The following is a 16,284-nucleotide window of genomic DNA, read 5'->3' as shown; positions in this document are numbered from 1 at the left end:
GTTCCGTCACTGACCTACAATTCGCTTATGCATCCAAATAGCCGCTTGTGCTCCATCTCCCATTGAAATCGTCAACTGTTCGGAATGTGCGACAATATCACCAGCGACCCATACATTTTTAATATTCGTTTCTTTTGACCTAGGATCTGCGGCAATATGATGATTTTCTAAACGCTCTACTCCTAATTGCTTTAACAAATCAGTATTGACTTTACTGCCTCCAAAAGCTAAAAAGCCTCGTTCTGCTTGAATTTCTTCACCAGAAGCTAGCGTGATTCCCGTAAAATCTGAGGTTTGATTCAGATTCACTGCTTTTACTTGTTCATTGATTATTTTTATTCCTTGAGTCTTTAAGTCATGGAGTAAATTTCCATCCACCGGTGTTCCTTCATGGTTCACATACGTAATATCCTTAGTGAAATATGTTAATGTCTTAACCATATTTGCCCCAACATCACCTGAGCCCATTACGACTAACTTTTTATTTTTCACTTCATACCCATCACAATCCGGACAAATGTAGATGGATATTCCGAGACATTCTTTTAGATTAGGAATATGAAGTGGGAGACGATCTTGAATCCCGGTTGCCATGAGTAAGTACTGACATTGGAATTCCTGGTTAGAGCTTGTCTTCAGGTTAAAGTAATCACCATTCTTATTTGCCTCTACCACTTCATCCTGGATAAAATGAACATCATATTTCTCTGCATGCTGCCTACCAAGCTTTCTTAATTGTTCACCGTCAACACCATCAGGATAACCGAGTACATTATGGTAGCATCTACATAAAGTGGACCGGCCTTCTCCTTTATCAATGACCGCTACCTCATGACTGTACCGACCTAACATAATCGCTGCCTGTAAACCTGCAATTCCACCTCCAACAATCATGCATGGATAGGACTTCATCTATAGATTCCTCCTTTTAACCGAAATAGAAAAGTAACTGGGTCTAACCAGTTACCATGAGCATTCTTCTAAAATAGGATGAAAGGAGTACAAAAAAACCTCCTAATTGATAACTAGGAGGTAGTTTTTCCTTTATTTGGTTATATATTCACACAGCTTCTGTTTTTTTCCATGCCTCTAATAATTCAGCCTCTTTTGAACGCGAAATTCCCGCTACCATTTGGTATTCTTCACTTCTCGTATTCGCCCATTCAGAGGTGTCTCGAATTGTTTCTTGTACTTGACGGAACGTTAAACCGGCCGATAGGGATTTATCAAGATTCACCGCCGAAAAACCGTCCATACCTATTCCAAGTGGTATATAAAGTGGCAGATCCGTCCAATATTTCATTTCATTTTCGTCTAAAAAGCTTTTTGATACCCATGTTAAGTTTGCATTCGGGTTTAAAATTTTTTGACATTCATTTAAGAACGCACCCATGGTAAGCTGCTCGTTAGGTCCCGTTACATGGTAGGTACCAACTACTTTATTTTCTAATTGCTGTATGATAAACGAAGATAAATCACGAACATCAATAAATTGCACAGGTGTATCATGGTCACCGGGTGCTAATACCTCTCCACCTTCAGCAATCCTTGATGGCCAATAGGTAAATCGATCTGTTGGATCATGGGGCCCGACAATTAATCCTGGACGGATGATTAAATGGCGGTCAGGAAATGTTTTCTTCACTTCCTCTTCACATAAGGCTTTTAGTGCTCCATATGTTTCCCCCGTTATTTCTTCAATTGATTCATCCTCTAGGGTTAATACCTCCGCTTCTTCGGTAACACCTGGTTTGGATACATCTTTATATACTGAAATGGATGAAATGAACGTGTATACACTACAAGCTGAAGCTAATATAGCTGCGGACTGCCCAACAACTCTTGGTACATAACCACTCGTATCAATAACTGCATCCCATTTTCTTCCGATTATACTAGATAGATCTCCATCACGATCTCCGGTTAAGCGTTCAATTTCAGGAAAGAGCTCTGCATTTGTTTTACCTCTTGTAAAAATAGTGACTTCATGTCCACGTCTAAGAGATTCTTCTACCAGATGTCTACCTAAAAACTTAGTGCCCCCTAATATGAGGATATTCATGGTTTTCGCTCCTTTAAAATGGCTTCCTCTACTACTTGTTAGTAAATTGTTATGGACTATCTACTTATATGTATTCTATGGTTGTCTTTTTCATGAGTTATGTATAACGAAATGAACTGGAATTGCAAGAAATATGCACTAAAAACTACGTAAATTACTTAAATCATATACTAAGAATAGTTTTTTTTCTACATTAAATTTCAAAACTATTCAAATAAAATAGGTACTTTGTAGTAAGTCAGAACCAATCAACTGAGTATATTTACTCAAATATTATATTTTTTTCAGTCTGATGACACTCCTGCGATACTTGTTTCACATTGCTAAGTCATTTCTATAAAGATGTTTACACTCATATATTTCCTAAACTATATAATCAAAAAAAGATGTATCCCCGCCTGAGGATACACCCTTCACATATAATTATACAGTTAGATAAGATGCGCCGATGATAATCAGCAAGATAAATAATACAACAATTAACGCAAAGCTGTTTCCTGCTACTGGAGCACCATAACCGTAACCATATCCTGTAAAGCAATCATTACCGTAACCGTAATGCATATTCACTCACTCCTTTTAATTTTAAAGCTTACATTCATAACATATGTGGAGTGGGTTAATAGCGTATGTGCGAATGCCCATTTTACTAGGTTTTCTACCTAAAAAAGATGTGAGGCTAGTCTATAATTCTATAAGACCTAAGATTTCCCCATCCATTGCAAACTAATTACAAGAAGTCCTAATGCCCATACATAAACAGCAAACACTTTTAAAGAGTGTTTTTTCAAGTAAGCAATCATCCACTTCACAGCTATATAGCCGAAAAAAGCAGACGACAAAAAGGCAACACCTAAAGCAGATAAACTAATATTTTCAACCGTTCCATTAAACAAATCTGCTGACTGCAGGACTAACGCACCTGCAATCGCCGGTGTTGATAATAAAAAAGAAAAATAAGCTGCGGTCTCGCGGTCAAGCTTCCGAATCAAAGCAGCAACAATCGTTAAGCCTGACCTTGAAATGGCTGGAAGAATCGCCGCTGCTTGAAAGGTCCCGATAAAAAAAGCATCAGTGTAGCTAATATCCTCCATCTTCTTATAGCCATTTTTTATATTATCAGCAAACCATAGAAATAGACCTGTCACTAAAAACTCCCAACCAATTGTAACGCCCGTATCGGATATAGCTTCAAAATAATCCTTAAAGGCTAGCCCTATAACAACTGCCGGGATTGTCCCTACAATCAGTAAAAACGTGCGTTTGCTAATTGGATTTTTTATTATATATATAAACTCATGCTTATAAACTACTAAAATAGCAGCAAGTGTACCCACATGAAGCATCGTGTCTAAAAATAACCCCGCTTCATTGAGTCCAAATAGATGTCTGCCTATGAACAGATGGCCGGTACTGCTTATCGGTAAAAATTCAGTAAACCCCTGGATGATTCCTAAAATAAACGCTTCTATTTTCGTCATAAACAAATCCCCTTCAATTTTGTGATATATTATCTTATTCTTGTACTAGGACAAACAAAACTTTATCTTTATGTTTATCTTAATTTTTAAGTCTGGTGTTTACGTTATTGATTCCTTACCTTAGGTCAAATATTAAATTGGTACGTTGCTTTCCGCTGCAGGCGCTTGCTTTCCGCGGGGAGGGATGTGAGCCTCCTCGGCTTCGCCTGTGGGGTCTCACACTTCCCTCTTCGTCCCGCAGGAGTCAAGCGCCTTCCGCTCCAATCAACTCTAGGTTCCTAACAAAGCTAAAAAAAGCAACAATATTACGCAAAGAGTCCATTTTAAAATAAATTTTAATTAAGGGGGATTAAAATGAAAAAAGCAATGGATTATGGAATACATATTGGTAGGCTTCCAAATGGTCCAACCAATTCGATTACGGATGTAGATGGAGTAAAGGTCGGTCATACTACGATTATGAATGATGAAACAAAAACAGGTGTCACAGCTGTGTTACCTCATGGAGGAAACCTTTTTCAGGAAAAGGTTGTTGGTGCAATTTATACGATTAATGGTTTTGGAAAGACGGTTGGCTCGATCCAACTTGAGGAACTAGGAACGATTGAAACGCCTATCATTTTAACGAATACTTTAGCCGTTGGCGTTGGACTTCAAGGTGTGATTGATTATACACTTTCACATAACCCTTCAATTGGGAGAACGACTGGAACTGTAAATGGTCTAGTTTGTGAATGTAACGATATGCTTATTAACGATATTCGTCATGTTGCGGTTACGAAGGAGCATGTACTAGATGCCATCCATTCAGCTGACCGTACTTTTGAAGAAGGAGCCGTAGGTGCAGGAACAGGAATGGTTTGTTTTGGACTAAAAGGAGGTATAGGTTCTGCCTCAAGATTAGTTTCTTTAGGAGAAAAAGAGTTTACTGTCGGGGTAATGGTGTTAACGAACTTCGGTAAGATGGAAAACTTAACGATTGCCGGCAAACATGTGGGACCTGCTGTTGAACGCCTACAAACTGAGCTTCAACATAAAGAGGGACGAGAACAAGGTTCCATTATCATTCTTGTGGCAACCGACGTACCACTTAACGAAAGACAAATTAAAAGAGTTTTAAAAAGAACTACTGTTGGTTTAGGTAAAACGGGATCCTATATTGGACACGGGAGTGGTGATCTTGCGATTGGCTTTACTACCGCTCATAAAGTGAGACATGAGGACAAAGCCATTTTCTCCTCACAGCAGGTTGTTCAGGATTATGCTTTAGATTCGGTATTTGAAGCCGCTGCTGATGCAACTGAAGAAGCAATCCTAAATTCTTTGCTAGCAGCAGAAACAACCGAAGGCCGGAATAATCGAACGATTCATTCTTTACGAACATTCATTAATGATATATTGTAGGAAGAAATGCTACAGGAGGAAAAATGTATGGAAATTGCTTATTATAAGGATCAGTTTCTGACGGAAGTAAATGAAGGAGTCATTCCAATCCAAGAACGTGGTCATCAATTCGGTGATGGTATTTATGAGGTAGTAAGAGTGTATAATGAAAAGCCGTTTATGCTAGAGGAACATTTAGATCGGTTTGAGAAAAGTGCAGAAGCAATTTCTATGACACTTCCCTATTCTCGTGAGGAATTAAAGGAAATCATCTCTGAAGGCATCAATCGTTCACAAGAGAAGAATGTGGATGTATATTTTCAAGTGACTCGTGGAATCGCACCAAGACTTCACCTTTATCCGGACACGCCGGCCGTATACTCCATGGTCATTAAGCCATCCAAGCAATTAGATGAAACCAAGAAGAAAAACGGTGTAGCGGTACTAGTGATGGATGATGAACGTTGGGCAAATTGCTATATTAAGTCTCTCAATTTACTCCCTAACGTAATGGCTAAGCAAGCAGCGGTAAACAAAGGGTGCGAGGAAGCTATCCTCGTAAGAGATGGTTATGTGACAGAAGGTTCTAGTAGTAACCTCTTTGTGATAAAGGACGGTGCTCTTTACACCACACCGGCTACTAGGCATATTCTTCATGGCATAACAAGAAAGGCTGTTTTTCAATTAGCTGAACAACTAAACCTTCCGATTCATGAAGAACACTTTACAGTAGAGTTTCTTCAGAATGCGGATGAAGCATTTATTACAAGCACCACATCTGAAGTACTACCTATTAACAAAGTGGACGATCAGTCATTACCCACTCATTTTAACATTACACATCAGCTACAGGATGCGTTTAAAACATTGTATTAATAACCAATATACTGTTGATTAACATAGCTTGAGCCAAATTAAACGGGCTTGAGCTTTTTTAGTTCATTGCTTCTAGCTAATTTAACGACATCACTGTTTATTTACTCTGATGAACTACCGAACTCGGTTTAATTTCACCAGAAAGGGCGTTCATTCCCTTTATGAACGACCGGACTTGCTTCAATTTCACCAGAAAGGGCGTTCATTTCCTTTATGAATGACCGGACTTGCTTCAATTTCACCAGAAAGGGCGTTCATTCCCTTTATGAACGACCGAACTCGCTTCAATTTCACTGAAAAGGGCGTTCATTCCCTTTATGAACGACCCAACTTGCTTCAATTTCACCAGAAAGGGCGTTCATTCCCTTTATGAACGACCGAACTTGCTTCGATTTCACTGAAAAGGGCGTTCATTTCCCCGATGAAGGACTCCCCCCTTACTTACATTGCTCCAAACTTTCATTTTCTGAAATGTTTTTCAGTTTCTTGACTTGTTTAATTTGAACACCATCTTCTGGTGTATCAGTTAAAACGATTTTAAGTCGGTCGTAGTTTCCACCGTGGTGGCCTCCATAATTTAATGCACTTGCGTAAACGATATGTCTACGGGTATCTCCTTTGATTCGTTCAATATGATCAATTTTTGGACACATAAAGAAATCTGAATAGTCTTTTTCACTCAGATAGGTGAGGTACCTTGTATATATCACTTCCTCTAATAGCTCCTGTTTTGGAGGACCTTCCACTTCATATTTCCAACCGGTCATAAGCCAATCATACAGTTCTTGTGATTTTAATTGAGCCTTCAGGTGTTCACCTTTGTATAAGAGAATCTCGCCATCAACGGGTGTACATATTTTAGTTTGATTCTCTTCTAAGATGCACCTATATGTAGGTTGAATCACAATAACCTCTCCATTTCTCATGTTTACTGTCAGAGAGATAGGTATTTTGGGTGAGTCTACACTACTTTCACTCTTAACGAGGCTTGATTCATTTAACCAATTTAGCACCTTTCTCATAATCTTTTCTTCATAACCATCTGTTATTTGGAATAAACGAGATTTTCCGGAGAATTGACTAACTTCTATTGAACTAACATCCTCAAGTTTGAGATTCACTTCAGCCTGAACGCTATATATAGGAGATACGGTTACAAGGAAGAAAAGGAATATTGTTAATAATAACTTCATAGTTGACACCTCTAGAAGTAGGATATATATATTCTCCCCATATTTCGTTTTATGATTTCTAAATCAGAAAACAAATTTTTTTGTCCTTTATTCCAAAGAACATTGGATATGAACGGTCAAAAATAATAGAATAATAAGGAATATAAGAAAATTTCATCTACCCAATCTATAGTTTGGTGGATAATAGCTACCGCAGCTTGGGGGGTAATGAGTATCCTCCTTATTGTGTGGTCGTTTAGAAGTATTTTGTAAGTGTTTTGCTATGTGTAGAGGTAGGCAATATATGGTTGTGAAGAAACACAAACAAGAGACATTATAAGCCAAAGCACGCAAAAAAGTCAGAGCAATTAGCTCTGACTTTATTTGCAAACTGTTGATAGCAGATTTAATCTGTAAATGTTTTTCTGCTTTTATTACCTGCTTTACATTGTCCGTAACAGTTGATTAAGAGAACTTAACTCCTCTTCTACTTCCGTTAAACGTTTTTCCAATGGCGTCATGTTGCCTTTTACATACTCCAATTTTTCGAGATTATGTTGGAGTTGAAGATATTCATCCTTTAATTCTAGAATTTTGTATTCAACTTCTTTCTTTTCCATATCGTTTTTCGATCTCCTTATCTTTCATTGGATCTTCATCATCCTTTTGTTATAAAAAAGGAAGGTTGCTTCACGACAGTGAATGGACCTTCCTTCTCCTCTATTTAACAATGTACCATATTTTAATTTGCATGTTTAAGCAATTGCTCATAGCGAAGTGGCACCTCATGAGCAGGGAAAGGTTTACTGTATAGGTAACCTTGTGCCTGATAACAGCCTAAGTCATTTAATAGACTTACCTGTTCTTGTAATTCGACACCCTCTGAAATGACCTCAACCTGTATATTCTGTGCTAATCCAATGATCGTTCTGACGATCGCCTTTTTCTTATCGGATTCCAACAAATCCATGATAAAAAATCGGTCAATTTTGATTCGATCTATTGAGAAATCTGCAATATATTTTAATGAGCTATAGCCCATTCCAAAATCATCTACTGCAAGTAACACTCCTAGTTTCTTCAACTGTTTTAGCTTCTCAATCGTTTCGGTAGGATTTTGCATCACCATTGTTTCTGTGATTTCTAACTCTAGAAGTGAAGGTGGAATATTGGTCTCTAGAAGAACCTCTGATACATGCTCAACTAATTGCTCTTTAAAATGCTGAGCGGATATATTGATCGCAACGCGAAACGGTTCATTACCAGACTCAAGCCAGGTTTTTAATTGAATACAGGCTTGTCTTAATACCCACTTTTCAATTGGAATGATTAAACCAGTATCTTCAGCAAGTGGAATGAATTCACCAGGTGACACCACACCTAATACAGGATGGTTCCATCTGATTAGTGCCTCCACTCCTAATAATCGACCATTTTTCACATCCACTTGTGGCTGATAATATAATTCAAACTCTTCGAATAGTAACGCTTTTCTTAAGTACTTTTCTAATTCAAGTAAATGACTTGAGTCATTCATCGTAGACTCATAGATACTAATATTCTTTTTTTCCTTTTTGGCATGGTACATTGCCACATCAGCAGCTTTCATGAGCAAATTAGGTGTCGCACCACCTTCTGGATACTGAACGACCCCAATACTACAATTCAGCATTAGTTCTTTACCTAAGACAAATAATGGCATCTGAATTTCATCTAGTAGACTCTGAGAAAGTGAGTACACATCATCTATGTGCTGACCCTCAATTAAAACAAAGAACTCATCTCCACCCATTCTAGCCAGGAGCTGTCCGTCTAGTTTCCTATTAAGACGATCTCCTACCTCTCTAAGAACGATATCTCCATTTGAATGGCCGAGAGAATCATTAATCATTTTAAAATTATTTAAATCAATGGAAAGCAAAGCTAGTTGTCCATTATTAGTTTTAGCATGTTCAATTGCCTTTTTTAGAAGGTTTTCGAATGATTGCCGATTAGGCAAACCTGTTAATACATCATGATAAGCGATCTGCAGGATGATTTCTTGTGCTTTATTTTGCTCAGTTTGATCTTTTGCAATAAAAATCATGTCATGAAGTCTACCATTAACAATGGATGGAATACCCGTGATATCTAAGTCTATGGGTTTACCATTTTTACAGAATAACTGTCTTTGAAACTGGACTGTATGATCCTGCAAAAGCTTTTGTTTCATTTTAAGGTATTCATTTTTTTCAAATAAGTCCTGCACCCTCACCATTGAACCATTAGTAATCTGTTTTAACAGTTGTTGGGCAACTACATTAGAGGCTACAATTCTTCCGACTGGATTGACTTCAAAAATCGCATCCGGGTGATTCAAAAAAACTTGTTCGTATTTCTTCTGCTTTCTTGCAGCTTTATTAAATCGAATACCATATGTAAAAACCATAAAGATAATGCTAATTAGTATGATGGCACCTATTAATATAAAGGGGATATCCGAATTCATGTTAGCCGCTCTCCCATAGTGATGCCTTTATAAAGGCGTTCACTTCATTGTATACAAGCTATACATTTATCATAAGCGTGATTCGACAGCTAATGCAATACCTTTTTACAATTTGGGAGATGCAACCTTCATTTTTTAATATTCTTCTTCATCTATTTCTGCGATTACATATGTGGCTGTAAGATCATAATGAGAGATATATGTTAATATCCGATTAGCCATATGTTTATAACCTACTTGATTAGGATGGATTAAGTCATCATATAAATAATGCTCTTCCTTGCCTTCAAACACATCAGCAATGGGAATAAAATACGTATCATCATAGCTTGATAAGGTATTTTCTGTACTTTGATTCCAGCTTTCTATCAAATGTTCTATTTCTGGAACAGCTGAAAACATGGTCGCAAATGGATTGTAAATCCCAACAAAATACAATTGTGCATCAGAATTAACCTCTTTAATTTTAGAGACGATTAGATTTAAATTGATTTGATATTGCTTGTTTCCTTCTGAAAAAGGTTCATTTGTTAAATCAAAAATATTTTCCTGTGCTACCTTCATGACATCATTTCCACCAATGGTTACCAAGATATAGTCAGCCTTACTTAATGAATACTTGACTTCAGATCTCTCTAATTCTTCTAGGAGCTGGTCTGAACGATGTCCTTCAATTGCAAAGTTTTTCACAGACGTTTCATCTACGCCTCGTTGATTTTGTAGCAATTGCTCTAGAACAGTTATATAGCCTGTATTACCTGACTGGTCCCCGAACCCTGAAGTCAATGAATCTCCCAATGCGACAATCTTTAAATCTCTCGGGAAAAAGGAAGCATCTATTTTTTTATATAAATTACTTCCTCTTTCTATATAGGAATGATTTGCTGAAGCTTGTAATGGCTCGTTACTCTTGGAATTAAACATAACCATAAGCATGACAGCAACGGAAAGTAGTATGACAAGTCTAAACAATGCTGTCCCTCCTCGTAGTGTCCCATACTATAGTGTATCAACCTTTTACTAAATCAATGACCATAAACATTTATTATATAATGAGGGACAAGCTTTTTCCTTATCTATTTACTACCAATATTAAGAGGTGATTGGTTAACACCCTTAGGAATACTGGTACAACATTAGATACAAAAAAATCTCCCTAAAGTTAGGGAGACTTTGACTATTGCAGCTTTTTAATATCTTCAATCATTTCATCATAAGGCGGGTTTTCTAGCCCACTATAGCTTTTAACAACGATTCCATCCTTGTTAACAAGATAAAAACGAGTCATATGAATAACTTGGTCTGTAGATTTTGGCTTTTGGACGTGAGTGGCAAAGCTTTTGGGTGCAAAAGCTTCAATATCACTTTGTGAATAACCAGTTAAGAAGTTCCAATTAGAGAAATCAGCATCAAACTGTTCACCAAAGGCTACTAATTTTTCAGGTGTATCATTTTCGGGATCAACGCTAAATGACACAAACTCTACTTGGAGTTCTTCTTCCTTTGCCATCCCTTGAAGCTTGGACATATTAGCTGTCATTGGGGGACATACGGTTTCACAGTTTGTGAAAATAAAGTCTGCCACCCATGCCTTACCTTTTAATTGTTCTAAGCCAAGCTCAGCACCATTCTGGTTAATATAAGTAAAGTCCTGGACCGTTGTTGCATCACTTGGTACATCTAGTCCATTTCCACCACAGCCTGCTAAAATTACTAACAATGAAATGAAAAGAACGACTAACATTTTTCTATTCAATAAACTCACCTTTTTCTAAATATGTAGTACAACCGACTCTATCATAGCAAAAATAAGCATCATAATAAAAGTTTCTTTCAAGTTGTCACAAATTTGTTATAAACCAATTCATCATCATACTATATATAATAGCAAAAAAATAAAGACCTTTTTGAAAAGGTCCCCAATTATGCATTGTTCTTAAGAATATCAATTTTGTAAATTTCTGTATACTCATGCCATTTTAAAGTCTTCTTCAAATGATCTCTAAATGAGTATATCTTTTTTGGATTTGAGTCTGTACTAATCTTCGTTATGAACGTCTGAAGTCTAATTCTAATCTTTAATGTAAAAAGATTATCTTCCTCCCATACTGGAATTTCTGTGACTTTGACCTTCTGACCACTTTGATGAGTAAATTCTAGACTCTTAAGTAGCAAAGTACCAACCTTCTTTTTAACCGTTTCCTTTATTATACTGTAAAATCGTTACGAAGTCTGTCTTTTCCTGTAAAAATTAATATATTTTTTATTATTTTTTTGGATATGAAAACGGATACATTTTGTTTGAGATTTACACTATAATAATAATCTTGTTGGATTGATATTTGCTTTAGGATGCTCACTTTACAACTCAATCAAGTTTTCAAGAAATTATAAACATTACTTTTTCTGACACAAATTAAAAAAGCAACAATTTCTAGTATGAAGCATTAGAGAATAACCAAATATAACTGGTGTATTACACCAAACTAACTATACTAATATACTTATTTTTAAGTAGATTTTAGTTCATGCCCCCGACAATTCAATTGTATTATCACTTCAAATCCTATACTATAGTAAGAGTAAGTAATGTTGATGTTGAAAGGAATGATAGTGAATGGCTACAACACACACCTTCACTAAAGGCGAAGAAATTGCAAACTCCATTACACATGGCATTGGAGGATTGCTTAGTATTGCTGGTCTTGTTGTTTTAATTGTATTTTCATCGTTATATGGTACGGCTTGGCATGTTGTTAGTTTTACTTTATTTGGTACGACAATGGTGCTCTTATATACAGCTTCAACGTTGGTTCACAGTTTCCCCCCAGGAAAGGTTAAGGATTTCTTTGAAATTCTCGATCATTCTTCTATTTACTTTTTTATTGCGGGTACCTATACTCCCTTCTTATTTATTGCAGTTAAAGGTTGGCTAGGCTGGACTTTATTCGGAGTTGTCTGGGGATTAGCTATTGGTGGTACGATCTTCAAATCATTTTTCGTTAAAAAATATCTACACATGTCTACTTTACTTTATGTATTGCTAGGCTGGATGATTGTATTTGCATGGAAACCATTAGCTGAAAACCTTCCAGGTAATGGACTTACGTTACTTGTTGTCGGTGGAGTTCTTTATACACTCGGAGCTATTTTCTACGTTTGGAGAGGCTTTAAATACCATCATGCGATTTGGCACATTTTTGTTATAGGTGGTTCTGCAGCTCACTTTTTCGCTGTATTGTTCTACTTATTACCATAATGAAAAACGTACAGTTGAACTGTACGTTTTTTTATTTACTTCGTCCTTACACCTTCATGTTTTCAAGCTCATTTATTTCATTTTCCACAAACTCCATTAATTCCTTGATCATCGCTCCAGAGAAATCGAACCGAATACCTGCGGCCTCATAGACCTCGTATAAAGATTTTGTATTTCCAAGAGAAAGAGCTTGTTTATATCGTTCAAGTGTGCCCACTGGATTCTCTTTATAGTTTTTGTACATTTGAAGTGCACCTAACTGCGCAATCACATATTCCACATAGTAAAACGGTACTTCGAAGATATGAAGGACAAATAGCCATTCCTTCATTTGGGCATCCTCGTAGCCACTCCAATCAACCACATCGGATGAAAGACTTTTTGATAGCTCAACATATTTCTTCATACGATCTGCTGCCGTATGGTCAGGGTTTTCATACATCCAATGCTGAAACTGATCTATTTGAATTCCATCCGGTAGGAACGTCACAATTCTTCTTAGCATATCGAGTTTTGCTTGCTTTTGCTCTTTCTTAGAATAGAAATAATGCCATTGGTCCAAAGACAATAGTTCCATCGTCATACTTGCTAGTTCAGATGATTCCATCGGGGTATCCCGGTCATATGAAAGTGGAAGGCTTCTCTTCATATCGTTATGTATACAGTGACCCATTTCATGGAATAGTGTCAACATATCATCATGCGTATGAGAAGCATTCATGAAAATAAACGATAGCTCAGAGACAGGGAGCGAGGTACAGAATCCTCCTGGAGACTTATTCTTACGTGTCTCAAGGTCTAACATACCTCTTTCATCCATTAAGGTAATCAGTTCAGCGAACCTTGGGTCCAATTCACCTAATGCCTGTGCCGTTCGACCAACTAGCTCGTCACGAGTAGAAAAGGGTTTAAGTGGTTTACGGTCTGCTGGGACAGCTTTGAGATCATACGGTCTTAGCACATCAACCCCTAGTTCATCCTTCTTCTTTTCCTCAATCCTCTTCACTACTGGTAATACATGTTCACGGATCGATTCAGCTAGTACCTTACAATCTTCTGCCGTATAATCAAATCGTTCGTACTTCTTAAACATGAAATCACGATAATTGCTGAGTTCTGAGTTCGATGCTTTCTTTTTTCGAATTTCCATTAACTCATTCATGATTTCCTGCAGATCATCTTCAACTGAAATTAGCGAGGTGAAGATTTTCTCAAAGGCTTCTTTTCTCGTCTCTCTTTTCGGATCCTCCAGGTAAGGAAACAACTCAGGGATTGTTTTTTCTTCTCCGTCCCTAACTGATGTTAAGCCACCTGTTAGTTCAAAATAACGTGTAGCAAGACGATCTTCATCTACTTCTAGGTTGATATTCGCTTCTCTAAACAGCTTTATCGCATTTTCTTTACTTCGTAATAACCGACCATATTTTTCTTGATCTAGCATATCTTTAAAAGTCGAATTCATTAACTTTTCATCAAGGCGGGCTGTGTATGCTTTCAATAAAGGTTCAATTTTTTCTTGATCATACTCAAAATTCCTTTTCGCCTTTTCATCTTGATTATGTGCTTGGAAATCAATATAATGGCCATCTAGAATTTCTTGTAATTCGTCAAAAAATACAGAGACATCCTTTAACCAATTTTCTACATCTGTCACTGATTCAAATGGAAATTGAACAAAGCTCTCTAATTTCGATTCGATTCTGGGTAAATCTTGCAAATCGTATTTTTCTATATAAACGGTACTCATTTCATTTCTCCTTTCTCTATTAGGAAATCTACTATTCTATTATTCTAATACATTCTTAGTAAAATAACGCAATTCATGGATTACTTTAAAACCTACCTTTTTGTAAAGACTAACCGCCTGTTTATTCGTTGAGTTCACACAAAGGGTAATATTATCAATCATTTTAAACGTAAATAGCCAGTTTAACCCGATTTTCAATAAATGCCCGCCTAGCCCTTTTCCTTGTTCCGATTCTTTTACCGCAAAGAATTCAATACTTCCTTCTCCAAACTCAGGTTCAGCCTCAACATATATATAACCTAATAGACCTTCTCCGGAAGTAAGGACAAACACTTTTCGCTCATTATTGAGCCGTCCTACTATTTGTTCTCCACTATAATAGGTACCAGGAAATGCGTGGTCATGGAGTTGAATCATTTCAGCAAAATAATTTTGTGTTAATTCCACACTCTCCGAATGTTCCAGCTTACTAAAGTCACCTCGAAAGGAGGACAGAATCGTCTGCTCACTGTGTTCTGTAAAATTTAGACTTTTAGCTAGTTTGATTGCAGGACTATTTTTTTTGTTTGGGAACATATGTAATGTATGAATGTCAGGTCGAATAGTCTTGTTCATCTCATTCCAAAGTAAAGTAGCCGAATCCAAATAATCCTCCTTTAAAAAGGGCCCCCAAACTTCCGCAATATGGTCTTCGAGAGAAGCATCAAAACCTAGAATTCCGACTAATTGATTATCATCATAGGCAGCAAAGAAACTATCGGTAAACGGAATATCGGTCAGATCATTTACTAAAGCATAAGCAATCTCATTACTAACTTTTCCACAATATCCAATATGTGAGGTCTCACAGTTATTCAGCTCTGATATAAATTTAGCTACAAGTTCTAAATCCTCTTTATGTATGGGTTTGACTTCTAACACAATACTCCCCTCCTTTACTGGGTAAAAATTGTTTTTTCAATTCATGGTCTTCTTTAAATCTATTAAGAGAGCGATAATAAAGTTAATCTTCTAGAATCTCTCGTAAAAACCTTTCTCGATTCTCTAGGAAGTATCTTGTAATTTGATAATGCTCCGTCATCTCATATTCGATTTCTTTGATTTCGCCATCGTCAAAGCTAAGGATGGTTGCGTTCGGATAGCCTAATAGAATGGGTGAATGAGTGGCTATGATAAATTGACTATCGCCTGATGAGACTAAATCATGAATAATTCTTAAAAAGGAAAGCTGTCGTTGAGGTGATAGTGCAACCTCTGGCTCGTCTAATAAATAAATGCCCTTTCCATTAAACCGATTTAAGAAGAGTGAGAAAAAGGATTCTCCGTGCGACTGTTCATGTAAAGAGCGACCACCATAAGCATCATAATCCCCCAGTGAATCAACATGCGATGCAAACTGATAAAAAGATTCAGCTCGAAGAAAGAAACCATTTGTCACTTTCGGTAGCCAAGATAACCTTATGTAATCTCCAAGTGCCGATTCTGAAGCATCCACCTCATAATAATTATTCCGCCCCCCTCCTGCCGTATTAAAATCGCATTTGTCTGCAATTGCTTCCAAGAGGGTAGACTTTCCAGAACCATTTTCTCCTACGAAAAAGGTTACTTTATTCTTTAAATCCAGTTGTTGGAAATTTTTAATGGAGGGAATTGAAAATGGATACTTATTAAAAGACGGAATCAGTTCGTGCTGTAGTTGTATTCTTTTTAAAAACATGTTTTCACCTTCAGGAATTATTTTTACTCACTATATTTTACCATATCCTTACATTGTAAGGGGATGCTAATTGGTGGAACTTAAATAGCAAAAAGACCA

At 36.9% G+C, this 16,284-nt stretch carries 16 protein-coding genes; 3 read left to right on the top strand and 13 right to left on the bottom strand.

The window, feature by feature from the left end:
- Positions 1-6: 6 nt before the first annotated feature.
- From M1D60_RS08435 to M1D60_RS08420, 4 genes are all read right to left on the bottom strand, one after another.
- Positions 7-912 carry an NAD(P)/FAD-dependent oxidoreductase gene (locus M1D60_RS08435; RefSeq protein ID WP_456278715.1) on the bottom strand — a complete coding sequence of 302 codons (906 nt, stop codon included), beginning with the start codon at positions 910-912 and terminating at the stop codon, positions 7-9.
- 148 nt (positions 913-1,060) lie between these two features.
- Entirely contained in the window at positions 1,061-2,062 is a 1,002-nt protein-coding gene (locus M1D60_RS08430; RefSeq protein WP_456278714.1) for an NAD-dependent epimerase/dehydratase family protein, read from the bottom strand.
- 423 nt (positions 2,063-2,485) lie between these two features.
- A complete protein-coding gene (locus tag M1D60_RS08425; RefSeq protein ID WP_456278713.1) occupies positions 2,486-2,626 on the bottom strand; it encodes a YjcZ family sporulation protein in 141 nt (46 codons plus the stop codon).
- A 137-nt stretch (positions 2,627-2,763) separates the two neighbouring features.
- Complete coding sequence (locus tag M1D60_RS08420; protein ID WP_456278712.1) at positions 2,764-3,543, bottom strand: undecaprenyl-diphosphate phosphatase; 780 nt, start codon at positions 3,541-3,543, stop codon at positions 2,764-2,766.
- 354 nt (positions 3,544-3,897) lie between these two features.
- Between M1D60_RS08420 and M1D60_RS08415 the strand changes: the two genes are divergently transcribed.
- Both M1D60_RS08415 and dat read left to right on the top strand, forming a co-directional pair.
- Positions 3,898-4,947 (top strand): DmpA family aminopeptidase, encoded by a 1,050-nt coding sequence (locus M1D60_RS08415; RefSeq protein ID WP_456278711.1) that lies wholly within the window; start codon positions 3,898-3,900, stop codon positions 4,945-4,947.
- A 27-nt stretch (positions 4,948-4,974) separates the two neighbouring features.
- A complete protein-coding gene (dat, locus tag M1D60_RS08410) occupies positions 4,975-5,802 on the top strand; it encodes a D-amino-acid transaminase (protein WP_456278710.1) in 828 nt (275 codons plus the stop codon).
- Positions 5,803-6,239: 437 nt separating this feature from the next.
- On the opposite strand, the gene M1D60_RS08405 is transcribed toward dat, so the two are convergent.
- The 6 genes from M1D60_RS08405 to M1D60_RS08380 all read right to left on the bottom strand — a co-directional run bounded on the left by M1D60_RS08405 (position 6,240) and on the right by M1D60_RS08380 (position 11,637).
- Positions 6,240-6,995: a hypothetical protein gene (locus tag M1D60_RS08405; RefSeq protein ID WP_456278709.1), complete on the bottom strand. Its 756-nt coding sequence runs from the start codon at positions 6,993-6,995 to the stop codon at positions 6,240-6,242.
- A gap of 422 nt (positions 6,996-7,417) precedes the next feature.
- A complete protein-coding gene (locus M1D60_RS08400) occupies positions 7,418-7,594 on the bottom strand; it encodes an SE1832 family protein (RefSeq protein ID WP_456278708.1) in 177 nt (58 codons plus the stop codon).
- Positions 7,595-7,716: 122 nt separating this feature from the next.
- Positions 7,717-9,462, bottom strand: a complete 1,746-nt coding sequence (locus M1D60_RS08395; protein WP_456278707.1) for an EAL domain-containing protein — start codon at positions 9,460-9,462, stop codon at positions 7,717-7,719.
- 135 nt (positions 9,463-9,597) lie between these two features.
- Positions 9,598-10,434 (bottom strand): SGNH/GDSL hydrolase family protein, encoded by an 837-nt coding sequence (locus tag M1D60_RS08390; protein WP_456278706.1) that lies wholly within the window; start codon positions 10,432-10,434, stop codon positions 9,598-9,600.
- 205 nt (positions 10,435-10,639) lie between these two features.
- Entirely contained in the window at positions 10,640-11,206 is a 567-nt protein-coding gene (locus M1D60_RS08385; protein ID WP_456279393.1) for an SCO family protein, read from the bottom strand.
- A 179-nt stretch (positions 11,207-11,385) separates the two neighbouring features.
- Positions 11,386-11,637 (bottom strand): DUF2535 family protein, encoded by a 252-nt coding sequence (locus M1D60_RS08380; RefSeq protein ID WP_456278705.1) that lies wholly within the window; start codon positions 11,635-11,637, stop codon positions 11,386-11,388.
- Between the two features lie 442 nt (positions 11,638-12,079).
- On the opposite strand from M1D60_RS08380, the gene trhA reads away from it, so the two are divergent.
- Positions 12,080-12,721: a PAQR family membrane homeostasis protein TrhA gene (trhA, locus tag M1D60_RS08375; RefSeq protein ID WP_456278704.1), complete on the top strand. Its 642-nt coding sequence runs from the start codon at positions 12,080-12,082 to the stop codon at positions 12,719-12,721.
- Between the two features lie 46 nt (positions 12,722-12,767).
- On the opposite strand, the gene M1D60_RS08370 is transcribed toward trhA, so the two are convergent.
- The 3 genes from M1D60_RS08370 to M1D60_RS08360 all read right to left on the bottom strand — a co-directional run bounded on the left by M1D60_RS08370 (position 12,768) and on the right by M1D60_RS08360 (position 16,185).
- On the bottom strand, positions 12,768-14,468 hold the full coding sequence (locus M1D60_RS08370) for a M3 family oligoendopeptidase (protein ID WP_456278703.1): 1,701 nt from the start codon (positions 14,466-14,468) through the stop codon (positions 12,768-12,770).
- 39 nt (positions 14,469-14,507) lie between these two features.
- Positions 14,508-15,389 carry a GNAT family N-acetyltransferase gene (locus M1D60_RS08365; RefSeq protein WP_456278702.1) on the bottom strand — a complete coding sequence of 294 codons (882 nt, stop codon included), beginning with the start codon at positions 15,387-15,389 and terminating at the stop codon, positions 14,508-14,510.
- 82 nt (positions 15,390-15,471) lie between these two features.
- Positions 15,472-16,185, bottom strand: a complete 714-nt coding sequence (locus M1D60_RS08360) for an AAA family ATPase (RefSeq protein ID WP_456278701.1) — start codon at positions 16,183-16,185, stop codon at positions 15,472-15,474.
- Positions 16,186-16,284 lie beyond the last annotated feature (99 nt).

Source organism: Bacillus sp. AK128, from assembly GCF_053903075.1.
The sequence above is the reverse complement of the archived record's forward strand: the minus strand, read 5'-3'. Positions and strand labels throughout refer to the sequence as shown.